This window comes from Caedibacter taeniospiralis, assembly GCF_002803295.2.
In the GTDB taxonomy this organism is placed as follows: domain Bacteria; phylum Pseudomonadota; class Gammaproteobacteria; order Francisellales; family Francisellaceae; genus Caedibacter; species Caedibacter taeniospiralis.
Genome location: NZ_PGGB02000001.1, coordinates 164491 through 189643, shown reverse-complemented (window position 1 = coordinate 189643; position 25153 = coordinate 164491). Strand labels below are relative to the sequence as shown.

The following is a 25153-nucleotide window of genomic DNA, read 5'->3' as shown; positions in this document are numbered from 1 at the left end:
GGGTGGATGGTCTCTCCATCCCTTGCTATGTTTAGCGTGCTTTTTCTTAAGCATAATACATAATGTTTTAGTACAATATCGATCTACTTTCATGATTTCCTTTCTCGAATTTCCATGTATAAAATAATTGCACCATCCTCTGAGAATAGGGTTAAGTTTCTCCTTGCATAACCACGTTAAGTCACAGTGTTGTGATTTGGAAATCACCTCTTTTAACTTTGCTCTTATGGATTTCATAGACTTTTTGGATGGATAGTAAAATACGGTCTTTTTAGGGTTGACCTTAACTTGACGATTGAATTCATATCTAAACGTGAAGCCTAGAAAATCAAAGCTCTCGTCATTGTTTAAATTTACTATCTTTGTTTTATCTTCATGCAATTGTAAACCAAGCTTAGTTAAAACTCGCTTAGCCTTCTCCAAATATATTTCTGGATTCCTTTTGCATAAAATTACAAAATCATCGGCATATCTTATTAGATGCGCATCACTTGACCGGCGCTTATTTAATTCAGCTTTCTCCCAGTGATTATCTAGCCAGTGTAGGTATATGTTAGCTAATAATGGTGATATAACACCACCTTGTGGCGTTCCAGTTATTTGCTTTTTGAAGTTTAGGTCTTCCATAACTCCACACTTAAGCCATAGCTCTATTAACTTAATAATCGATCTATCTGATATTGAGGTTTTAACTGATTTAATCAATTTATCGTGATCAATATTGTCGAAGTAACCTTTAATATCAGCATCAACAACATGACGGCACCCAAAGTTAATATACTTTCTGATCTCCAATATCGCATCTTTGCAACTACGTCTTGGTCTAAACCCATATGAGAAGTCTTTGAATTTGGCTTCAAATATTGGCTCAATAACTATTTTCATAGCCGCTTGTACGATTCTATCCCTTACTGTGGGGATTCCTAAAGGTCTCATTTTGCCATCAGTTTTCGGTATAAATACCCTTTTTACTGGCTGAGGTCTATATTTCTTAGACTTCAACTGCAAATGAATATTTTCAAGTAGATTGAAAATACCTAACTCTTCCTCTATGTATTGAATAGTCTGTCTATCAACACCTGCACTGCCTTTGTTAGGGCTTGGCTGATCGGTATAGTTTAATCTGTAATACTCGTATCTTTTCAGGAGTGTTTATAGCTTTCGCAATCACTTAATACCTCTTACTTATTAAACATGTCTTAAGTAGGGAGCCTTCCCTATGCAGAGTTTTGTTGTCTTTGCAGTCGATGGTACTATGCTCCCCTCCGACTCCTTATCCTTGCTTTTCCGCTAACTTCGGTGCACACCTTATATAGCAGATTAGAAAGTGAGTTAGTCAATCACAAGGTAAGGTCTCCACTGTTCCATGCAAAGCTATTCTTAACCATACCACTCCCTATATGCCGAGTTCCCTTAAATACTTCATATTCAGATTAATCCGTATTTAAATATCAGTCTTCGCTCCCGTTCTAAAAGCTCGACGGAACCACCCTACACCAGTCTCTCCTAGCATACTTGACTGGCTGACATTGACGACACTTAACGAGGATTCACTTTCGTTACGGTCTGGTTAATTGCTCGCGCCCATTGTCTAGGTCAAGAGCCACGTTAGTCGGCAACGTTTCAATGCTAGAGTCACCTCACACATTCTTGCCATAGCTACGATGCCGAATCTGAAATTGCATCGGTGGGATTTTAACCCACTAGTTTCGCACAGCTTTCAGTGCACTCAGGAAGGGAACATCATCATCTCTAACATCCCCCCAGCGGATGGTAGGCATGAGACAATCACCTCCACAGAAACCATGAACGTCATCACCCAAACACCCAGTAAGAAGGTTGAGAGCTCACCGAAAGCTCAAACCCTAATCAAGCATACCAACACATCAGATACAGCAAAAAAAACTCAAGTCCCGCCCAAAACACTTGCAAATACAATCACCTCACCAGCGAACAATACGCACATTCATACGTTTAACCCCCTAATTCCTATTACAACGTCACCTGCCTTATCCCCGAAAGCAAAGGTTATGGTCTTTGCAAATGATAAAGCAGCCAATGCCGTTTATCAAAACGATACATGGAACATTCCCCGCCCGCCTCCTGGGGAAAACAAAATAAGCCTGCATGGAACCACTGCAAGCGATGAACCCTTCTCCTCAAATACCATTACGATATATATCCATAATAGTCACGTAAGAAGGAAATAGTTCCTGAGCTTAATCCTACTGACACTGAGCTCAACCCCGATTTTAAAAATTAGGACTTCATTAGCGGAAACCTAAGATCGATGGTCAATCCCTGCCCACCCTCCGAGGTTCTGGCATCAACAAAGCCATCGTGCAACCTGACAATTTCTTTCACAATGGAAAGCCCAAGTCCACTACCCACCTGCCCAGTACCTGCCTCGCGATAAAAACGATCAAAAATCCTTTTCTGCTTATCAACTTCAATTCCAATTCCATTATCAACCACTTCAAATAGCACATCTGTTTTAGTGACATAACTATATAAAATCACCTGACCATTTTCGCGTGTGTAACGTATGGCATTATCAATAAGATTTCTAAACAATATATTCATTAAAGTCTCACTGGCATAAACCTTTGCCATGAGCTTACTTGGCATAAATTGCAGATCAATTCCTTTTGCCAGAGCCAAAAGCGCAAATCAGCCAATTGGTTTTCTGCAATCAAGTTTAAATTGACACACGTTTTATCTTGTAAACTCTGCTCAGGCTCCAAGCGACTTAATATTAACAACTGATCAATGATATAGAAATACCGATCAGCACCAGCAATAATATTTGAGATCCTCTTTTTAATCTCATCCATGTCATTGAGATTCAACGCAACTTCAGCCTGCATTTTTAATGCCGCAAGCGGCGTTTTCAACTCATGCGCAGCATCCCCTGCGAAACGTTTTTCACGCTCAAGCACTTTGCTGAATTTCTGAAATAAAATATTCAACTGATTTAATAACGGAATTACCTCAGGTGGCGCAGTTTTAATTGCGATCGGCTCCAACTTTCTTGGGTCCTTAACCGCAATCGCGCGCCTAATAGTCTGATAGTGGTCTTAGGGCCAGGCGCACAACAATAAAAACTGAAAACAGCAGGAATATGTACAGAGTGACCAAATCCCATAACGCACTACGAAAAAGATTTAAAAACATTTGATGCTTAAAGTCCGAGCTCACCAAAACAACAATGCGATAGGGCTGGTAACGACTATTGGTGCCAAACATATTCCATAGCTGCGTACCCTGTGAGGTTTTCAGTTTCGCCGTTTGAAAACTGTCTGATTCACCTTTTTGGAAAGTCGATACATTCGGAGATCCTGTCGAATGTAAAATCAAATCACCACTGCGTCGGTCATAGACTTGAAACGCGAACGAATCTTTATAAACATTGTCAAACTGTGCTACCTTTGGCTTTAAATTTCCCGCGATATTCTCTAGCATCGCCAATGAGTTTGACTCTAAAAGATCGCCAAGCTGACGTTTTGAGTTATCTTTTAGTGCTGCAGACAATAAAGCATCGATCGCATTGGCGCTATTGATCATCTGCATTCTGAACAGATCCTCATTCTGTTGGCGCATCTGGTAATAGTTAAAAACACCTAAAATGAAAATTGAGCAGCTAATCAACAAAATAAGACAAATACTCAAAAATTTTTGAATCGACAGCCTGTTATTAAGAAAGCTAAAGTAATTCGTCGTTTCCATAATTTCACGCTAAGGGCTAATTTCGGGTTATAGTAAATCTCGCATAGTCTATTGCAAATCACACATGAATACAAATTAACCATGGCGACTATGGTTAATCCTGGAAATACGGAATTTGACTATCATGCTTGTCATCATACCTCCACTTAAGCTAGGATAATTCCCCAAACCAGCTACAAGAACATCTGATAATAATCAGTGACATCACCCACAGCAAAATCATCACTTTAGCTATTTCGGTTGTTAACGGTTACTGCAATAATACAGGACAAGCACAATGTGAATAACGGTAGCGCCAAAACAATCATATCAGCGCAAGCCACTCACATTGCCCTTTAAACTTAAATGCTTTAGGAGCAAACACAAGGAGACAAGACATGTTACAACCAATCAGCCATGGCAAGCCCGAAAAAAAGCCACACATCATTGCAGAAACACTTGAAGATAAGTATACCGAAGCTGAAGAGGACAATGACTTCGTTTGTGATGACGAAAATAACCTGGATGCCACCACAGAGGATGACAGCACTGCTTTTATCACTCAGGATGCTGATAGCCAGGATTTCTCACTTGTTGATAATGATGCCACCCGGATGTATCTTTTTGACATTGGCTTTAGACCCTTATTGACAAAAGATGAAGAGATCTACTATGCAAAACTTGTGCAAAAAGGTGATGCTAAGGCTAAAAATATCATGATAGAAAGCAACCTCCGCCTGGTTGTCAAAATTGCCAAACGCTATAAACCTCGAGGTAACAGCTTAAGCTTTCTGGATTTAATAGCTGAAGGTAACCTTGGACTTATCCGCGCAGTCGAAAAGTTTGATCCTGAGCTTGGCTGGCGATTCTCAACTTATGCCACCTGGTGGATACGACAAAACATTGAGCGCGCATTATTAAATCATCAGCGCACTATCCGTGTCCCCGTGCATATATTGAAAGAACTAAATGTTTATCTACGCGCGGCAACAGAGCTAACAAAACTGCTCAATCATGAACCGTCACCTGAAGAAATTGCTGAGTTTATCGACCGCCCTGTTGAAGATATTCGTAAAATTTTAAATGCCACGGTTCCCATGGACTCTTTGGATGATGCTTATGATGATTCTAACCGCAGTATGATAGAAACCATTGCTGATGAGCAAACAGGCGACCCCGAGGAGATTCACTTGCATCAAAAGGCTGCTCAGTTTATTGATCGCTGGCTTGATGAGTTAAGTGATAACCAACGCTCAGTGCTATCTATGCGTTTTGGATTACGGGGTCATGACATTCTGACCTTAGAGGAAACAGGGGTCCAAATTGGTTTAACTCGCGAACGTGTTCGTCAGATCCAGGTTGACGCTCTGCGCCGCCTTAAGGTCATCGCTGCAGCGAATGACATCGACGCCAATTTATTTTCGAAATAGCAGCGCTTACCCACCCTTACATGCGCTGTATAGCTAACCCCAAAATACTTTACCCAGTTATTTACTGGAATCATACGCTTTTATTCTGGAATCATACGCTTTTATTAATGAGTTATATCCGTGCAACCGCTTTATTGACACTATTGCACTACTTAAATCAACACATTAAAAAGTCATCTAACACTTCATAACTCTTCGGCTGTCTTTGTTTGACAACCCTGGGTATATAAGCTTAAATATGCCCATAAATTCACTTACCTGCATAGACCAAATACGCTTTAAGCCTTAATGGCACCAAGTTAAGCAGGGACTCACAAAACATGGAGATTCATATGCCAAAAGCCGCAATTTTAAGCATTCCACATAAAAATTTATCCCTGGAACTCCCCATCCACACCCCAGTACTTGGTCAACAAACCGTTGATGTATCGTCTTTAGTTAAAGAAGGTCTATTCACATATGACCCCGGGTTTCTATCAACCGCGGCCTGCTGGTCAAAAATCACCTACATCGATGGTGAGCAAGGCGTGCTATTGCACCGTGGTTATCCGATTGAAGAGTGGGTGGGGAAATCCGATTATATGAATCTGTGCTACGCATTGTTAAATGACAAACTTCCTGACAGTGAGGAAATCGAAAGTTTTAACAATACCATTCTTGGGCTGATGCCTGCTTGTCCTCATATTGAGGAAGTGATCCAGGCCTTCCCACAGGAGACACACCCAATGGCGCCATTGATGGCAGCAGTAAGCGTCATGTCTGGTGAAAATCACAAAACAATGAAGAATAAGAAAGATTCTGTCCAACAAATCAGGATGGCAGAGAAGATTATTGCACGCATCCCGACTTTGGTTGCCATGACCTACCGCCACCACAACGGTCTACCATTTGTAGCACCTAAAAAGTCGTTATCCTATGCTGAAAACTTCTTGTACATGATGTTTGCAGACAGTGAAAATTATCAACCTGATCCACTTGCTGCACGCGCCATGGATACCATTTTCATCCTGCATGCTGATCACGAGCAAAATGCCTCCACATCTACCGTGCGATTAGCCGGGTCCACTGGCACAGATCCCTATGCGGCTATGGTTGCAGGCATTGCAGCTCTATGGGGGGCTGCACACGGGGGCGCCAATGAAGCAGTTGTGAAAATGCTTGAGCAAATTGGTGATGTTCGCAATATCGATACGTTCATCTCCCGCGCCAAAGACAAAGATGATCCATTTAGACTCATGGGCTTTGGGCATCGCGTGTACAAAAACACCGATCCACGTGCTACCGCGATGAAAAAAGCTTGTGAAAGTATTTTGAATCAAATGGGCGACAGCAATAATCCACTGCTTCACATCGCCAAAAAACTTGAACAAATCGCTTTGAACGATCAGTATTTTATTGAGAGAAAGCTTTTCCCTAATGTTGACTTCTACTCTGGAATTGTCTTAAAGGCGCTAAACGTTCCAACCTACATGTACACACCTATCTTCGCTCTAGCCCGTACTTCAGGCTGGATCACTCAATATCTTGAAATGTACAATGATCCTCAAATGAAAATTGGTCGTCCACGCCAGTTGTATACTGGCGAAGCGAAAAGAAGTCTTCCTTAATTTACTGGAGTTACACACTCTATTATTGTGAAGATCACCCCGTCCGCTTCACATGCCCCCTGCTGCACGCAAAGCCCACGGCTCTCAAAGCTCAAGAACTCCTCTTAAAACTTGTTCATTGATCGTGTACAATGGTGAGCACTTACAATTGCCAATCTGAATGCTCACATGTCTACAGCTGTCTCCCACACCCCAATGATGCAACAATATTTAAACATTAAAGCTGACTATCCTGATACGCTTTTGTTTTATCGCATGGGGGATTTTTATGAACTCTTTTATGACGACGCACACCAAGCGGCAAAACTCCTGGATATCAGTCTGACAAGTCGGGGGAAATCTAATGGAGAACCCATTGCCATGGCAGGGGTTCCCTATCACGCTGCGGAGAACTATTTATCACGCTTAGTCAGGCAAGGATTAAGTGTCGCGATCTGTGAGCAAGTAGGTGATGTGGATAATAAAGGTCCGGTGGCGCGCGAAGTCGTGAGAGTCATCACCCCTGCAACCGTCACCGAAGAGAACTTTACTGACAGTCATGACAGCAACATTTTAATGTCCGTCTTTGAAAGTAAAACACGCGTTGGCATTGCCTACCTGGAGTTTACCCAAGGTGAGCTTCGCGTACTGGAACTGAACCGACAAGACAATACACTTATCGATCAGATCCATCGTTTGAAAGCCAAAGAATTGATCGTTTGTGACACAAAGGACAGCGATATTAAATCAAGCCTAAGCCATGAAAGTATTACAATTCAACAGCGTCCTGAATGGGAATTTCAGCTGATGAGTGCCAAAAAATTAATCCAGCACTACTTTGGCTGTGGCGTACTAAATGATGAGCTGAACAAAAAACCATTGGCATTATCTGCCGCAGGTGCCTTATTAACCTATTTGGAGAATACACAAAAAGCAACACTCAGGCACTTACATAATATTTCCATTGAAGCAGTTGAATCTCTACTAAGTATCGATGCAGCCAGTCGAAAAAACCTTGAGATTGAGACAAGCCTTGCAGGCAAACAAAACCATACGCTTTTTGCCATACTGAATCAATGTCAAAGTGCACTAGGGCACCGCTTATTGAAACAGTGGTTTAAATCACCGATTAAGGATCATGCTTTATTGCGCATGCGCCAGGATGCAATACGCGATTTAATGGCACAATCTGCCATCACTGAGATCCAGCATCATTTAAAACAAACTCAGGATATTGAGCGCATTGCCTCACGCATTGCGCTTAATAGCGCTAAGCCTAAGGATCTGATCGCATTACGTCAGACGTTACAGCTCTTACCTCACTTGAAAAACGTTGTTGAAACAAGACAGCAAAATGAACAACTTCGACAACATGCACATCACTTGAGTCTCTTGCCTGAAATTGTCGATTTATTATCCGTTGCAATAGTTGATGAACCTCCGATTACCATTCGAGATGGCGGGGTGATCAAGGAAGGCTTTGATCAAGCACTTGATGAGCTTAGAAACATTAGCCAAAACGCGGGAGATTATCTGATCAGACTTGAACAGCAGGAGCGCCAAAGAACAGGCATTAACAGCCTTAAAGTGAACTACAACAAAGTCCATGGATTTTATATTGAAATCTCGAAAGCTCATACGTTTGAGCTGCCTGTGGATTACGCGCGTCGCCAGACACTTAAAAATGCCGAACGTTATATCACGCCAGAGTTAAAATCCTTTGAAGATAAAATCCTAAGCAGTGCCGAAAAGGCATTAGCCTATGAAAAAGATCTATATCAAAAAATTCTGGAAAAGATTTTAAGCTTTTATACCCAACTGCAACAAACCGCGAAAGCGATCGCCGAAATCGACGTGCTGACTAATTTGGCTGAACGCGCCATCACCTTGAAACTACATTGCCCCAGACTTACCAAAGATAAAGTCATCCATATTGATCAAGGTCGCCATTTAGTGATTGAAGCGCTGTCCAAACAACCCTTTATCGCCAACGATAGCGTACTTAATGATAGCAAGCATCTACAAATTATTACCGGTCCCAATATGGGCGGAAAATCAACGTATATGCGTCAAATTGCCCACATTGTTTTTCTCACCCATATCGGTTCATTTGTTCCTGCCAAAGAAGCCCTAATCGGCGAGGTTGACGCCATTTATACGCGCATCGGCGCCTCTGATGATATAAGCTCAGGTCGCTCAACCTTTATGGTGGAAATGACCGAGTGCGCGCATATTTTGCGACATGCCACCGCTAAGAGCCTGGTGCTTATGGATGAAATCGGCAGAGGAACGAGCACCTTTGATGGCTTAGCCCTTGCTATGGCGTGCGCGGAAAAGCTTTTGAAGATTGAAGCCTATACCTTATTTGCGACGCATTATTTTGAGCTGACACATCTTGCTGCGCAATATTCAAATCTTGAAAACATCCACTTTGAAGCCACTGAACATAAAGATAATATCATCTTCTTGCATCATGCCAAACCAGGCGCTGCTGCAAAAAGTTATGGCATCCAGGTAGCAAAACTTGCAGGCGTGCCACAAGATGTCTTAAGCAATGCTAAAAAGATTTTAAAACGTTTAGAGGCACGTGATAGTGATCCTTATGCGCCGATTCAACAAAGCCTGGATTTTACTGCCGTAAGTGATGATCATAATGACACAGGTCATTATCAGTCTCTGATTGAAAAACTTAAAGCACTTGATCCAAATCAGCTCACCCCAATTGAGGCAATGACCATACTGTATGATCTGAAAATGACGCTGGATAAGCTTGAAAAACAGCTCGTTTAAATTATTTACGGTTTGAAAGCACTAACCCACCTAGGGTCACCTCATTAAAACACGAGCGACGTTGGGCAACTTATATAAAACAAGAGCGGTGACTATGTTTCCTCCGATCACCAAGTGTGAGTCGTCAGTGTGACGGACACCTATCACTCACACCGATACGCTGTCATTCCCACGAAGGCAGGAAGACTGCGGCAAAATTTTGTCTAAGCCAATTTTTCTTTGCAATCCATTTATACTAACCCCATAATACGCCTTCGCTCAATGAAAATGGCTATGATTTTGAAAACGACTAATAAAACACATCTGGCACTCTTTATCTGGTTTTTAGGCGCATTTTTCTTCTTCTGTGAATATTTTTTGCGCGTCTCCCCGAGCGTTATGCTACCCGAACTTTCCGATAGATTTTCTATCACTGCTGTAGGTCTTGGGGCTTTATCCGCCTTTTTTTATTACCCTTATATCCTGATGCAAATTCCGGTTGGGATGATCACTGATAAGTTTGGACCCAAAAAAGTGATGATGTTTGCCGCCTTCTTAACTGGGATTGCCTGCATCATATTTGCCTTAGCGCATAGCTTGACACTTGCCATTGTCGCCCGCATGCTGATGGGATTTTGTGGCGCGTTTGCGTTTGTGGGAACCCTGCGCCTTGCCATCAATTTTTTTACTCCAAATATTTTTGCCATGCTAACGGGGATTACCCAAGCGATGGGTATGCTTGGGGCTGCTGTAGGAGAGGCTCCGATGAGTCTTTATGTTGACCAGGTTGGCGTGAGTTTTGCCATGTTAAGTTTTGCAGGGCTGTTTTTTGTCATTGGTTTTTTGATGCTATGGCTTAGTCGATATATCAAAGCACATCACTTGCACAGCGCCCAGCAAACCCCCTCTTTAATTTTACACGGAGTCAAAGAAATTCTACGCAACAAAGGGTTATGGGCAAATTGCATTTTCATTGGTTGCCTGTATGGTCCGACAACGGTATTTGCTGAAATGTGGGGAGCGTCATTTACGGAGAGCTTTCGCGGCTTGACACACGCTGATGCGGCTTTTACTACAAGCCTAATTTTTATTGGTATGGTATTTGGTTGCCCGTTATTTGGTTTTCTAAACAGCCTTTGTAATGCACTTTATCTCATGCGTTTATCGGCGCTTTTTTGCCTTATTTTTATGATTATCATCATATATGTTCCTGGTTTATCAACGTTTGAGTTGCAAATGGTTTATTTTTGCTATGGAATTTGTAACGCAGGCATTATCCCATCGTATAACCGTTCGGCTTTGCTTGTGCCACGGCATTTCTCAGGCATCTCTCTTGGAATTACTAATATGTTCTCAGTACTGCTTGGCGCCATTAGCATTCAAATCGTTGGGATACTTATTCACATCACCAGTACACCAGAGATGCAACATGCTCACCAATATCCAGCCGATATTTACCAGAAGATTTTCATTCTTATTATTGCCTTATTTTGTGTTTGCCTGGCATTATCATTTAAAATGCAAACCATCCCAAGCCCTGCCGATAATAATACTATCCCTGTTCACTAAGGCTAGTCACTAGCACCCATACCTGCACACTCCAGAGAGCGTGGTCGGGTGGAATGATTTGCGATGGGTATATATAGCATCTGCGGTGGAAGCTAATGACTTCACAGCTTTTTTATTTATAATGGCAGCAAAAACAATTCAACACTAAGGGACGCTCAATGCACGGATTTAAAAGCCCACAATTATATATTAAGACCTTTATCATTGGTCTTCTGGTGATTGGTGGAATCATTTACTTTGAACTGACAGGCTTAAAGCCATGCCCCATGTGTTTATTGCAGCAATTTGCCATTTTACTTATCACGGTTTTTGCTTTGATCGCGCTTATCCATAAACCTCACACCACTGGCGTGCGAATTTATAGTTTTGTTATCGGCGTTGTTGCTATACTGGGAGCCCTGATCGCCTTAAAACAAGTTTGGATGCAAATCCATGCCAGCCAATATGCAGGCAGCTGCAAGGCAGGTATTGACAGCTTATTTCAAAATCTGCCCTTTCTTGATTTCCTTAAATCGCTTTTTATGAGCGGTCCTGATTGTTCACAGGTTGACTGGCAGCTCTTTGGTTTAAGTATGGCCGCCTATAGTTTTATTGTCTTTACCACCCTTTGTGTGCTACATTTTTGGCAATTTTTATTTTATAACGCCTCCAATCATCTTAGAAAAAACGAAAATTAAAGGATCCATCATGACAGAACTCTCTCTAAAAGCACCCAAGAAAAAGCTGGTCAAAGCTTTTATCATCGTCGTTGCCATACTCATTGTTATTTTTGGCGGCATCTTTGGCTTTACTGGTTTTGTCAACGGTAAAAAAGCTGCGGCGATGGCAACATGGAAAATGCAACCCCCTGAAGTCACCGCGAGTAAAGCAAGTGCTGAAACGTGGTATCCAAGTGTCAAAACCATCGGTGAGGCCGTTGCAATTCAAAATGTCAGCGTTACGGCACAAGCTACGGGTTTGGTTTCGTCAATTTCTTTTGAAGCAGGACAGATGGTGAAAAAAGGCGAAGTTTTATTCACATTAGACACACAACAGCTCCAAGCTCAATTAAAACAGGCAGAAGCTAATCTATCACTTGCCAAGATCACCTATCAGCGCGATCTTGATCTCTTAAAGCAACAAGCCGTATCTCAACAAACAGCCGATCAATCAAAAGCGCAATACGAGGCTAATCTTGCCAATGTTGAATCTATCCAGGCAAACATTAATTATCACATTGTCAAAGCACCCTTTGATGGCAAAATTGGATTAAGAAATATTAGTCTGGGACAATACTTTAGCGCAGGGAGTAATGCCGCAACTTTAACTGAAATTTCCCCTATCTATATTAACTTCACTATTACCCAAAATAACTTAAGCGATGTGAAAGTTAGCGGTGAAATTGAATTTACCAGCGACACTTACCCTGGAGTTACTTTTAAAGCTAAAATCACAGCGATAAATTCAGAAATTACCAGCAATAATCGCGCGATTAACGTCCAGGCAACCTATGACAACAAAGACCAGGCACACATGATTTATCCTGGAATGTTCCTCGATGTCAGCCTTATTTTACCGCCTATAGAGAATACCATCATTATTCCCAGAAATGCGGTAAGCTACACACTTTATGGCGAAACAGTCTATGTTCTTCAACCAGACTATCAAGAGGGAAAGCCTGTAATAGCTGAATATAGTGAAATGAAAGATGGTCATGCTGAGATGATTTCAACGGGCAAGCAACAATATACAGCCAAACAAATGCCGGTTAAAACAACGATGACAAACGATAACAAGGTGATTGTTGAGGGCATTAAAGCGAATGATATCGTAGTAACTTCAGGTCAGAACAAGCTGCATAATGGTGGCAGTGTGACTATCAATAACGACTTTAATTTCAAGAATAACCCATAGGGAACAGGCATATGCACTTTATTGATATCTTTATAAAAAGACCTGTTCTGTCTACGGTCATCAGTTTACTCATTCTGGTTGCGGGCATTGGCACGGCATTCACCTTACAGGTGCGTCAATATCCTTATATGAATAACGCCACAATCACTGTTACTACTGCCTACCCAGGTGCTAATCCTGAGGTTATTCAAGGCTTCATCACTACTCCTTTGGAGCAGTCTGTGGGGGCCGCAGATGGTATTGACTATATGACATCTCAAAGCGTGCTTGGATTGAGTACTCTGACGATCAATGTCAAACTGGGCGCTGATCCCAATAATGTATTAAGTCAGGTTGTACAAAAAGTTAATGCCGTACAAAACCAGATGCCCTCTGGCGCGCAATCGCCAGCCATTAATATGCAATCGGGCAACTCTTTCCCTTCACTTATCCTTGGGTTTACCAGTGATGTGCTTAACGAGCAGGAAATCACCGCTTATATTAAGAATCAGCTCACACCAAAGTTACAATCCTTAGGAGGAATCTCCAATATTATTATCTGGGGTGAGAAAGACTATGCCATGCGCATTTGGTTGAATTATGACAAAATGGCACGCTTTAACGTCACGCCGCAAGACATCGCGAGCGCCCTTCAAGCCAATAGTTTAATCGCCGCAGGCGGTCAGATCAAAGGTCCTTATTTTAATATCACCCTAAACCCCTCCACCAATTTAGAAGATGCACAAACTTATAAGCAACTGGTTGTTAAAAATGAAAGCGGGAATCTCGTTCGGCTAGGTGATGTTGCCACCGTAGAATTAGGCGCGCAAAGCTATACTGCTAATGTCAGCTTTAACGGAAAATATGGAGTCTTTGCGGGCGTTGTTACCGCTTCTGACGCCAATGTCCTGACCGTGGTTGATCACATCATGAAAGAGTTGCCTAATATTCAGCTAACGCTTCCAACGGGTCTGAATATGAATATTGTCTACAACAACACGACCTACATTAAAGCTTCGATTGAAGATGTGGTCAAAACACTTATTGAAGCCGTTATTATTGTAACGATTGTCTTATTCCTATTTATTGGCTCGTTTAGATCGGTCATCATCCCTGTTGTCGCCATCCCGCTATCGATGATTGGCTCGTTTTTACTGATGTTTTTAATGGGCTTTTCGATTAACCTCTTAACCCTATTATCTATGGTGCTGGCAATTGGGCTGGTGGTCGATGATGCTATTGTCGTTTTAGAAAATATTTATCGCCATGTCGAAGAAGGGGCAACACCTCTTGAAGCAGCTATCCAAGGCGCCAGAGAGATTGCCAATCCCGTGATTTTGATGACCTTAACCCTTGTTGCGGTGTACTTACCGATCGGCATGATGGGTGGACTCACGGGGATCTTATTTACTGAATTTGCCTACTCTTTAGCAGGCGCCGTTGTCATCTCAGGGATTGTCGCTTATACGTTCTCACCCATGCTGTGCTCCAAAGTGCTGTCTAAATCGATTACTGAGGCAAAAACCGTTAAGTTTATTGACTCAATTTTTGAGAAACTGAAAAATGCCTATGAGCGCGCACTACGCTTAGTCATAAGTGTCCGTATTGTTGTCATCCTATTTGGCGCAGTAGTGCTTATCAGCTGTTACTTCTTGTTTGCGGGTACAAAATCTGAGTTAGCACCAACGGAAGATCAGGCATTTATTGGAATTCAAGGCACAGCCCCTTCTCCTGCTAACATCCATTATCTTAATACTTTTGCGCCAGCACTTTACAAAGACATGCAAAGCCTGCCAGGGGTTGACTCTACTTTTGTGGTGAATGGTTACCCACAAAGCAATAGCAGCTTTGGTGGGGTGGTATTAAAGCCATGGAGTGAGCGCAAAGAAACACAAATGCAAATCAAGCCAATACTGCAAAATCTGGTTAATAATGTAGCAGGCTCACAAATTTACACCTTTGAAATGCCTTCCCTTCCAGGAATTTCCTTTGGTCCAGCCATGCAATTTGTGATTCAATCGGTTAATAGCTATCCTGGCATTTATGCGCTTGCAAATGATGTCATTCAGAAAATGATGTCTAGCGGTTTGTTCGTCTTTGCCCAGAGCGATTTACAATTCGATAATCCACAAATGATCGTCCAAATCGATCGTGAAAAAGCTGCCTCCTTAGGCATCAACATGCAGCAAACTGCTCAAGCCTTAGGATATGCTTATTCAGGCGGATATGTGAACTACTTTAGCATGCTAGGCTATAGCTATCAGGTGATTCCTGAGCTTCTAGACAGCATGAAACTGACTAAAGAACAATTAGGACAAATTCGCATCACTACTGCAAGCGGTAAACTGATTCCATTATCAGCGATTGTGAATTTTGAAACCCAAAGCGTGCCACTGAGTTTAAATAGATTTCAACAGTTAAACTCAGCAACAATCAGTGGTGTGACAACTCCAGGCGTGAGTCAAGGTCAGGCAATTGACTACATGGAAAGCTTAGCAAAAACTGAGTTACCGCAAGGCTACATCCATGATTACTCGGGTTCCGCGCGCCAATACCTGGAAAATACAAATCAAATGGGCATTGCCTTTGCATTTGCTTTGATTGTCATTTTCTTAATGTTAGCGGCACAATTTGAAAGCTTTAGAGATCCACTGATTATTCTTATCAGTGTGCCAATGTCAATTTGTGGTGCCCTGATTCCACTTTATATTGGTCAGTTATTTAACTTAGGTTATGCTTCCATTAATATCTATACCCAAGTGGGTCTAATTACGCTTATTGGTTTGATTAGTAAGCATGGTATTTTACTGACCGAATTTGCCAATAAATTGCAAGAAGAAGGTTACAGCAAAGTTGACGCCATATTAAAATCAGCCGCGTTGCGTTTGCGTCCCATTTTGATGACCACCGCCGCCATGGTTGTCGGGGTGATTCCTTTGGTAATCGCAACTGGAGCTGGAGCCGTGAGTCGCCAATCTATCGGTATTGTTATTGCTTCTGGGATGACGATTGGCACCATGTTTACTCTATTTGTTGTGCCCGTGGTGTATAGCTATTTGGCTAAAGATCGCCGTGCGCTTATCGCCCGCTGGAAAGAAGAAGACAAAATTATCGCGCAAATCAATAAAAATCACCGTTTAGAGTAGTCTAGAAGCAAAGCCTATCCGTACAAATGAAGAATTAAGTTGCACCATCTTCTACCTACGCCTTTATAGGAGGGTCTGCATAGCCTAGCTGCGCTTAGCGGGAGTGAAATTAATAACTGGGGTAGTCCAGTAAAAGTAGGTAACTCCAGTTAATAAAAACAATTGAACGCAAAGTAATCACGTGTATAATGCCCAAGTTGTAGAGCGTCCACCCTGATTTTACCGTTAGCCAGATAGAGTAATCGATAATGCAGCAGCCAGTGATTGAAGATCAAATAAAAACGAATTTAATGAATTTTTGTCAACAAGATATGCAAGACTACTTTACCAGCATCAGCGAGAAGTCATTTCATGCAAAGCAGGTGTTTAAATGGATACATCAAAAAGGAGTGACCTCTTTTGAACAAATGAGTGATCTGAGCAAGAATTTGCGCCAAAAACTCATAGCGCTTGCGGAAGTAGTTACCCCCAAAGTGGTACTTGACAAGCCATCCAGCGATGGTACACACAAATGGCTTATTGATGTCGGAGGGAACCTGGTTGAGACCGTTTATATCCCTGAAGATTCTCGCGGGACATTATGTGTATCTTCTCAGGTTGGTTGTAGCTTAAACTGTAGTTTTTGCTCAACAGGCAAGCAGGGCTTTAATCGCAATTTGAGTGTTGCCGAAATCATTGGACAACTATGGACAGCAGTGCGTGCACTTTCAAAACAAGGCAGTGAGCATGATCGACAAATTACTAATGTCGTAATGATGGGGATGGGTGAGCCCTTAATGAACTTTGATGCGGTAGTGAAAGCGATGGATATCATGATGGATGACCTGGCTTATGGATTATCCAAACGTCGAGTAACCTTAAGTACCTCAGGAGTCGTGCCGCGCATCTATGATTTATTGGAACAATCAGATGTGTCATTGGCAGTATCATTGCATGCTGCCAATAATGAGCTTAGAAATGTATTGGTTCCAATTAATAGGAAATATAATATTGATCAGTTGATGGATGCCTGCAAATTATATGCGCAAAGAGGTCCGCACAAGGAAATCACCTTTGAATATACGCTCATGGAGCATGTCAATGATGAGCTAGAGCATGCAAAAGAGCTAGTAACGCTATTAAAGTCAAAACAGGTTCCCGCTAAGATCAACCTTATTCCGTTTAACCCTTATCCTGGCACGCCATACAAGAAACCGAGCAATAATCGCATCCACCGCTTTCAGCAATATTTGATCGAGGCTGGGTTTGTTGCAACGATAAGAAAAACCAGAGGTGATGATATCGATGCCGCATGCGGTCAGCTTGCTGGCAAAGTGCAGGATAAGACAAAGCGCCAGGAGCGGTATCAGCAGAGGGTGGCGCGTAGTTTAAATTATTAAGGGTTGCATAACATTGCTGGCATTTAACACAGTACGAGTATGGTCAATAGGATATATATTGTGTGTGTTTATGTATGGTTGCCATCTATGAGTGAGAAAAACCTAAAAAAAACTACTGCTACAAATGAAATTCAGTAGAATAAGCTGGAATAAAAGATTTGGGTCATGGTAGTTGCCTAAAATGGTAAAAGCAGAAATTTTAATGAATATAGCCGCACATGAAAAGCGGGTTGCCGTGATTGAGAACGGCGTCTTGCAGGAAGTGCATATTGAGCGAGAGAACCAACGGGGAATTGTCGGTAACATCTACAAGGGAAAAATCATTCGAGTGCTGCCTGGTATGCAAGCGGCATTTGTTGATATAGGATTGGAGCGCTCTGGCTTTCTCCATGTATCAGACGTGATGCCGATTGCATCAGATGAAAGTGCAGGAATTGATCTTAACAGTAAAGAAGCTGATGTTCGCCATTGGCTCAGAGAAGGACAAAGCATTCTGGTTCAGGTATTAAAGGATCCGTTAGGGAGTAAGGGTGCGCGTTTAAGTGCACATCTGTCCCTCGCATCACGCTATTTGGTACATATGCCTGACTTGGATCACATCGGTATTTCTTTGCGCATTGAGTCAGAAGAGGAGCGAAATCGTTTGCAGCAAGTCATGAAAGAAGCGATTGGGGCTGAGCATCCACGAGGATTTATTATCAGAACCGTTGCAGAAGGATTGTCCGCGGAAAAATTAAGAAAAGACATTAATTTCCTGCAAAACCTCTGGCAAGACGTACTTGATTCTGCAAGTACCGTCACTAAACCAGGGGTTGTATATCAAGATTTGAGTCTCGTCATGCGCGCTTTAAGAGACTTTGCAAACGACAAAGTTGAACGCATTCGCGTTGATAATATTGATATGTATAGTGAGTTGTGCCGATTCAGTGACAAATTTGTTCCTGGCGTGCGTGAGAAACTGGAACTTTATCGTTCGGATACGCCTATTTTTGACATGTATGGTGTTGAGGAAGAGCTATCACGCGCTTTGGAAAGAAAAGTGTCATTGAAGTCTGGCGGTTATATTATTATTGATCAAACAGAGGCGATGACAACAATTGATGTCAACACTGGTGGTTATGTTGGCATGGTGAACTTAGAGGAAACAATCTTTAAAACCAACCTGGAAGCCGTGCGAGTTATTGCCAGACACCTGAGATTACGAAATCTTGGCGGGATCATCATCATAGACTTCATCGATATGTCGGACGAGGAACACAAGGCACAAGTGCTTGAAGCTTTAGAAAAAGTCTTAGAGCTCGATTATGCTCGCACTACTTTTTCCCAACTCTCTGAGCTTGGTCTTGTTGAAATGACGCGTAAGCGCACTCAAGAGAGTCTGGCACAGTTTTTGTGTGAACCGTGCCCCATGTGTCAGGGTAAGGGGCGTATTAAATCAGTGCAAACGATTTGTTATGAAATTTTTAGAGAAATCACTCGAGAGGCTAATGCTTATCAAAGCAATGGTTTTTTAATCGTTGCATCAAGCGCGATCATTGAGGCATTGCAGAATGATGAGTCTTTTGGTTTGGGTGAACTAGAGATTATTATCAGTAAACCTATTAAACTCCAGCTTGAGTTAAGTTATGCTCAAGAAATATATGATATTGTCTTGATATAAATGTCATTTTAAAGAGCAGCGATTTATGAAAAGAAGAGTATTTATTTTATGGTTTGGTTCGGTTTTTGTTACTTTTCTTATCACTGTCTGTTTGCTTGGCTACGCGTTATTGAGGCTGTTACCAGCTTATCAAAGCTCAATCGAAGATGTGCTATCCTCAGCCACGGGTTCCAAAGTTTCTCTGCAAATTGAATATGCCAGTTGGCGTGGAGTTAACCCTGTGATAGAGGTTAGTCAAATCAAAGTTAAGGATCAGGGGTTTTCATTAAATATTCCCAAGATGGTTATTCACGTCAATGCTTGGGCATCGTTGAATGAGTGGAAGTTTGTTACCCAGTCTGTAGTAGTAGAGCAACCTGTTTTAACCGTATATCCTAAAGAAGGTAAATTAGATTATCAATTTTTACAATCGCTTTCAGTGAAGGAAATAGATGAAGTTGGTGGCAGATGGTCTAAGGTTTTAGAATATCTATTGCAGCAGAATCAGTTAGTTTTGGATAACATGCAAGTGCTCATATGCTCTGAGGATAACACAACTTCATGGCGTGCCAGTGTTAATGCTAAGTATCATCAAAGCAATGGTGCCAAAGGCATACTAAGCCTAGCCATTCAGCCGCAAGAACTGAAGATGAGGCACGGTGAAAACGGCAAAATTAATCTCGAATCAACAATTGAGAAGAGAGAAAATCAATATTACTTTGATGGAACCCTGCATGATAACGAAAATGTGTTGGTGAATTTAATCAATGAGCTGACAGGTTATGTCAATCTCAAACCACTGATGGATCAACAGTTATCCTTCTCGATAGAAAGCGACATCAACAGATTGGATTCTATTACGATTACGGGGGAGCTATCGCAAGCAGAGCTCAAAACGAGCTTACTCAATGAGTCTACATTTAATAATGTCGTGTTTAATTTGCATTTATTTCGCTATCAGGACAAATTTGTCTTAGGTGCAAATCCATTATCATTTGTTGCTCAGCATAAGCGTTATACTTTTAGATCGGCGTTATTCTCCTTAGACCAGCACCGCCTGATTATGAATCTTCCTTATTTGAATCTCGCAGATTTTTCAGATCTAATACAGCTTGAATCAAGCAGTTGGCGCAAAAATATTACTCTAGCAGGCGTGCTTAGCGATGTGCATTTTGTCTTTGATCTGCAGGAACCCGATTTAGAAGGTGTGCAACTGATGGCTAATTTTAATGAGCTTGGGATTGCTCAAAGCGATCAAAGTTTTGATTTCAAGGGTTTAAGTGGCGAACTCTGGTGGCAGAAAAATCATGTGAAACTTGACCTGAATTCACCCTCTTTTAAAATGGCTAAAAATCAAATTTTTAGTCAAGCGTGGCCAGAATTCTCACTCAAGGGTGAAATCGATATAACTAAAGATACGACAAGTCTTGGTTTTTCGGTTACAAATCTACAACTAAAAAGTGACAACATCAACTTTTCTGCGATGGGCAAAGTGAGTGTTCCACTTTCAAACCCCATGGATTTTACGCTTGATATTTTAGGCAAACTACAGGGGCATAAGCTAACGACAGAGTATCAGTCTTTTTTACCTAAAAAAGGCATTCCAACCTCGTTGTATGAGTGGCTTATGAAGTGTTTATATCAAGCACAAGACCTCGATGCAACTTTTCAAATCCAGGGGATGGCACGTGAAATTCCTTATCCAGCTCATAATGGGACGTTTAAAATAGACGCGAACATTAACAACGCAAGTCTTTCACCTTATTTTGGCTTGGGGATTGCTCAGAAAGTCAGTGGCAGCTTACATTTCAATAATGAGCAACTCAGGGCAAAGGTAACCCAGGGATTGCTAGCCAACATCCCAATTTCAGGAGTCGATTTAAGCATTGATAATATTGCTCCACATATCCCCTCAGCTCTTAATATCCTGGCAAATGCTCAAACAAGTAGCCAAAATATCTATGAATATTTAGCGCAAACGAACTATAAAGACTTTGTTGACCAGCTAAATCGCTTCGCCACATATCAGGGAGCTCTCGGTGTGCAGCTCGATATTCAGATTCCACTTGGGGATTATGATAAAAAAGACCAGGTGTCTGGCAGAGTCTCGGTCCAAAATGGCGTTATTAACCTCAAAAAACCGCAAGCCAAGAGTTTGTATGATGTAAACGCTGAGATTATCTTTAACAACCAGCTCTTTACGCTTAAGCAATTCTCAGCCATGTGGGATGTTGACACACCGATTTGGGGGAAAGGAAGTGTTGATGCGGGGAATCTTGATAATCCACGGACTGACCTACAAGGCGGCATTGTTCTGCCACTTAAACCTTACTTCGTAACTTCTTTGCTAGATGTTTCCGCTGATCAGCTTGTGCGCGGGATATTACCTGTACGTTTTGCTGTTAAAGGGGGACTGAATGAAGGCGCTATTGAGATAAGTTCAAATTTTTTAGGTGCTTCAAGCACACTTGGAGCACCTCTAAATAAGACCATGTTTGAACTTATGCCATTGTCTTTCAAAAGTACCTGGCAGCGGGCTTTACAGCAAACACAAGAAGATAAACAACCAAGAGCCACATCACTTTGGCACATTGACAGTAAGTTAGACTTTAACCATGAAACAAAAATAACTGCAGGGCTTAACATAGATGGCGATGGAGTGATTAGTTCATTAAGCGTTTACGGAAATATTCAAAAACTAAGTAGCCAGTTTGTACTTAATTTGGTGAACGTTGTTAATACAAAAAACTTCCTTATGGCTCCAGGTAAAGAATCGCAACAATTTGTGCAGTTAGATATGCCATCTGCACATGAAATCCAAAACACGGATGGGTGCCTTGTCGCTGCCAATTATTATGGCTGCGTTTATAGGCGTCTTAATCGCCTGCTTAAGCCCAAAATAGCGGTGACAATTCATGAACTGGATATTTTTGGAGCCTCATATCATAAGCTTGGTTTAAAAACTGAAATAGCCGACGGCTATACAAAACTAATGGTACAGACAGATCAAAACCAGTCGCTCACAATCAAAGTACCCCATTCCTTAAATCAGACGATGGAAGTGGATGGTACAAATCTGTTTTTCCCCTTAAGTTCAAGTCAAGAAACAGCGGGCAGTGACAATGTATCTATGAGGTTGAATAACCTGCTGCAAACAGATATCTTACGCAAAGTGCCTGATATGAATGTAAAACTGACACACGTGCAATTGGGTGGGTATTCTATCCCTAACTTTGTAATGACCATGAAGCTTAGAGCAGGTGTTTTATCGATTCCAGCATTATCGGCTTATGATCAAAATTCCAAGCTGTTTGGAGCACTTACGCTATCGCCTACAGGAAGTCATGTGGAAGCGAATGTGTTCTCATCAGATTGGGGAGCAATGTTACATAACTTTGGTTATAACAATTTACTCAAGGGTGGCTCAGGTCATGTGGAAATGGGATTGAGTTGGCCCGTGCTTGTACCGCAATGCAGCCACATTTCAGGTATTGCAACAGTAAATATGGTCAATGGGGTTGTGTTGTCTGTTGATTCTGGTATCGCAAAATATATCGGGCTTTTGAGCCTAGACTCTTACTTTAAGCGTTTGTTTATGCCCTATGATGATTTTTCGTATAGAGGCATGACGTTTAATAGCGTGACAGGAACTTACAAGCTTGAGAATGCAATCGCAACGAGTACGCCTTCGATTATTATTGACACTCCAAGTTTTGCTTTGGTTATTAATGGCCGTATCGACTTACGCAACAAACAACTCAATCAACGCATTAAGTATCAGCCCCATTTTTCAGGGACAACTGCTGCAGTTGCTGGCGCTTTTGGTGGTCCTGTGGTGGCGGTTGCTGCCTATTTTGGAGGAAAAATTTTGGGTAATACCCTATTTAGAAACATCGGTTTAATAAGCTTTGATGTGACAGGAAGCTGGGATAAGCCGATACTCAAGCAGGTTCAATAGTCACCCCAAAATGCTTGCAAAACAGATAGTATCGCTAAAGGTGCGGTTTCAGTTCTTAGGACTCTTGTGCCCAGGCAAATGTTGTGGCAATGATTGTCTAAAGCAAGTTTTTCCTCCGCTTCACTAAAACCGCCTTCAGGTCCAATATAAATCACAAAGTGATGAGCGCCTGGAAATTGTTGATGCAACTGACTGATACTGCTTGTGCTGTGAGGAATTAAAAATAACTTCACGTCTGCCTCCATCTTTAACGCTTCTATTAACTCTAAAGGTGGGTTGATTTGTGGTACAAACACGCGACCTGATTGCTCGCTGGCACTAATGGCGATTTTTTGCCAATGATCCAATTTATTCTCCAGGCGTTCTGTTGGAAGTTTGTAATCAACATATTGAGTGAAGATGGGGGTAATGCTATTAACGCCAAGTTCAGTAGCCTTTTGAATAACCGTTTCTAGCTTATCCCCTTTGGAGAGTGCTTGAAACAAGTGAATATTGATGGGTGATTCATTTTGTTTTTGTGTCAAAGTATCAATTGCCAGGCATGCTGCCTTAGGGTTGGCATCTATTATGGTGGTTAGGTATTCATAACCATCGCTATTATTGAATAAAACCACCTTGTGCTTAAGCTTGTGTCGAAGCACACGAATTAAGTAATGACTTGCCTCAGGAGGAAGTGTAATACTTTTGTGCGTGTTTAGGATGTGAGGGAAAAAGATACGAGAAATTCGCATAATCATGGGGAGGGAATATTATTATTGCCGCCTATATTAAGGGAGTCCATTCCAAATGCAATAACATCAAGAAGAAAAATGAATCACAATAATGGCGATGCCGATTAAGAATGAGATCATCCATAAGAGTGATATTTGACTGATTTTATAGTGAAACTTGTGTCCTGATTTATTGAGTTTATAAGCAATCACAGCAGGCATCATGAGAAGCAGCACGGCAATACAAACACCGACATATCCAATGGCACTGATAAATAAATTAGGATTCATAAGATTAACCAGGAGAGGAATGATAAAAGTTAAAATAATAGCGGCAAGGATCCTGAACTGTGTCGGTAGGCGATTTAGGCGATAGCTGTCTACGTTGAAATGATAGAGCGCTAAACTTACGCCCAAGTAGGAGGTCATGACGGAAATATCGGTAAAAATATTCATGCTGAGGTTAGCGGTTGAAGTGGTGATTTTTTCTCTAAGCGCGTGCAGGATATTACCAACATTGGCCTGTTCAATATTTACATGGTCAAAGATGGAGCTCATAAAGCTTATGGAACCATGAAGTGGTAACACTCCAAGTACTGCAATCAACCATAAAAAATACAAGACAAGGGGAATAATACTGCCAATAAAAATCACCCTAAATAAGCTCTTGGCATCCTGGTTTAGATAATCGCTTAAGGAGGGGACAATGATGTGTGAAGTAAATGAGGTAACGATAACAGGGATTGCGACAAGCAAAGTTGGCATTAGATCCACAGGCAATACCAACAGATTTCCCACATCAACATAATTCAGGAAAACCAGACAAACCAGCACCAAAAAGATCAGTTTAACACTCAGTAGAACACGATTGATCAGATCAACAGCCGAGGTTCCAACAACAACGATTGCTCCTAATACGAGGACAAAAATAAGTGACCACGCACCTTGCGAGATATTTGGCAACAATGAGTTAAATGCGGAAGAAGCACCCGAAATATAAGCGACACTGATGCAATACATCAAAAGCAAAAACGAAACCCAGGTGATCACGACTCCAGGCAATCCTAAGGTACGTTTTGCAATAGAAGCAAAGCTTGATCCTTTTGGCATTGACAGTGCGATATCTGCCAGCAATAACGCGGTATAAGTCATGATACACCAAGCGACCAGCATCACAACACTACTGACTAAAAAGCCCAATTTTGCGGTGATAATGGGTAAAGCTAAAATACCAGCACCAATTTCAGTGCCCGTAACAATCATTATACAGCCTAGCTGTTTTGTAAATGAACTGCATGTCATAAGAGGCGTTTCCAGGGTTTGTGTTATTCTAACATATAACAGTACCTGATTTTTACGCAGCAAAAAAGCAAAAAATAAGATCTAGCCG

At 41.7% G+C, this 25153-nt stretch carries 17 protein-coding genes; 11 read left to right on the top strand and 6 right to left on the bottom strand.

The features are described 5' to 3' along the window. Window positions 1–1146: group II intron reverse transcriptase/maturase (gene ltrA, locus CU053_RS00850; protein ID WP_158106909.1), on the bottom strand; the 1146-nt coding region annotated here is incomplete at its 3' end. A gap of 659 nt (window positions 1147–1805) precedes the next feature. Between ltrA and CU053_RS00845 the strand changes: the two genes are divergently transcribed. Beyond that, entirely contained in the window at window positions 1806–2210 is a 405-nt protein-coding gene (locus CU053_RS00845; protein ID WP_100551287.1) for a hypothetical protein, read from the top strand. A gap of 49 nt (window positions 2211–2259) precedes the next feature. Here CU053_RS00845 and CU053_RS00840 read toward each other — a convergent pair whose 3' ends face one another. From CU053_RS00840 to CU053_RS00830, 3 genes are all read right to left on the bottom strand, one after another. Further along, on the bottom strand, window positions 2260–2661 hold the full coding sequence (locus CU053_RS00840; protein ID WP_158106905.1) for a sensor histidine kinase: 402 nt from the start codon (window positions 2659–2661) through the stop codon (window positions 2260–2262). Continuing rightward, complete coding sequence (locus CU053_RS00835; protein WP_158106904.1) at window positions 2583–2969, bottom strand: histidine kinase dimerization/phospho-acceptor domain-containing protein; 387 nt, start codon at window positions 2967–2969, stop codon at window positions 2583–2585. Before CU053_RS00835 ends, CU053_RS00840 begins: the two co-directional genes overlap by 79 nt. Before the next feature lie 88 nt (window positions 2970–3057). Then, a complete protein-coding gene (locus CU053_RS00830; RefSeq protein WP_100551284.1) occupies window positions 3058–3726 on the bottom strand; it encodes a sensor histidine kinase family protein in 669 nt (222 codons plus the stop codon). Window positions 3727–4103: 377 nt separating this feature from the next. Here CU053_RS00830 and CU053_RS00825 point away from each other — a divergent pair, with 377 nt between their 5' ends. The 10 genes from CU053_RS00825 (at window position 4104) to CU053_RS00780 (ending at window position 23053) form a co-directional block, all read left to right on the top strand. Beyond that, complete coding sequence (locus CU053_RS00825; RefSeq protein WP_199244165.1) at window positions 4104–5135, top strand: sigma-70 family RNA polymerase sigma factor; 1032 nt, start codon at window positions 4104–4106, stop codon at window positions 5133–5135. A gap of 332 nt (window positions 5136–5467) precedes the next feature. Then, a complete protein-coding gene (locus CU053_RS00820) occupies window positions 5468–6742 on the top strand; it encodes a citrate synthase (protein ID WP_100551283.1) in 1275 nt (424 codons plus the stop codon). Between the two features lie 168 nt (window positions 6743–6910). Continuing rightward, window positions 6911–9511: a DNA mismatch repair protein MutS gene (mutS, locus tag CU053_RS00815; protein WP_100551282.1), complete on the top strand. Its 2601-nt coding sequence runs from the start codon at window positions 6911–6913 to the stop codon at window positions 9509–9511. Between the two features lie 261 nt (window positions 9512–9772). Next, window positions 9773–11059: an MFS transporter gene (locus CU053_RS00810; protein ID WP_100551281.1), complete on the top strand. Its 1287-nt coding sequence runs from the start codon at window positions 9773–9775 to the stop codon at window positions 11057–11059. A gap of 158 nt (window positions 11060–11217) precedes the next feature. Continuing rightward, window positions 11218–11736 carry a disulfide bond formation protein B gene (locus tag CU053_RS00805; RefSeq protein ID WP_100551280.1) on the top strand — a complete coding sequence of 173 codons (519 nt, stop codon included), beginning with the start codon at window positions 11218–11220 and terminating at the stop codon, window positions 11734–11736. A gap of 10 nt (window positions 11737–11746) precedes the next feature. Beyond that, a complete protein-coding gene (locus CU053_RS00800; protein WP_100551279.1) occupies window positions 11747–12952 on the top strand; it encodes an efflux RND transporter periplasmic adaptor subunit in 1206 nt (401 codons plus the stop codon). Window positions 12953–12963: 11 nt separating this feature from the next. After that, on the top strand, window positions 12964–16077 hold the full coding sequence (locus CU053_RS00795) for an efflux RND transporter permease subunit (protein WP_100551278.1): 3114 nt from the start codon (window positions 12964–12966) through the stop codon (window positions 16075–16077). 248 nt (window positions 16078–16325) lie between these two features. Then, window positions 16326–17456, top strand: a complete 1131-nt coding sequence (gene rlmN / locus CU053_RS00790) for a 23S rRNA (adenine(2503)-C(2))-methyltransferase RlmN (RefSeq protein ID WP_100551277.1) — start codon at window positions 16326–16328, stop codon at window positions 17454–17456. Between the two features lie 181 nt (window positions 17457–17637). Next, on the top strand, window positions 17638–19116 hold the full coding sequence (rng, locus tag CU053_RS00785) for a ribonuclease G (protein ID WP_267901787.1): 1479 nt from the start codon (window positions 17638–17640) through the stop codon (window positions 19114–19116). 25 nt (window positions 19117–19141) lie between these two features. Next, a complete protein-coding gene (locus CU053_RS00780) occupies window positions 19142–23053 on the top strand; it encodes a YhdP family phospholipid transporter (RefSeq protein WP_100551276.1) in 3912 nt (1303 codons plus the stop codon). Here the strand turns inward: CU053_RS00780 and CU053_RS00775 are convergent. Both CU053_RS00775 and CU053_RS00770 read right to left on the bottom strand, forming a co-directional pair. Then, window positions 23047–23790, bottom strand: coding sequence for a 16S rRNA (uracil(1498)-N(3))-methyltransferase (locus CU053_RS00775; RefSeq protein ID WP_100551275.1), 744 nt, complete (start codon window positions 23788–23790; stop codon window positions 23047–23049). The two genes, CU053_RS00780 and CU053_RS00775, sit on opposite strands and share 7 nt — an antisense overlap. Before the next feature lie 60 nt (window positions 23791–23850). Beyond that, the gene (locus CU053_RS00770; protein ID WP_100551274.1) at window positions 23851–25065 is read right to left on the bottom strand and encodes an amino acid permease; all 1215 of its coding nucleotides are present in this window, start codon (window positions 25063–25065) and stop codon (window positions 23851–23853) included. Window positions 25066–25153 lie beyond the last annotated feature (88 nt).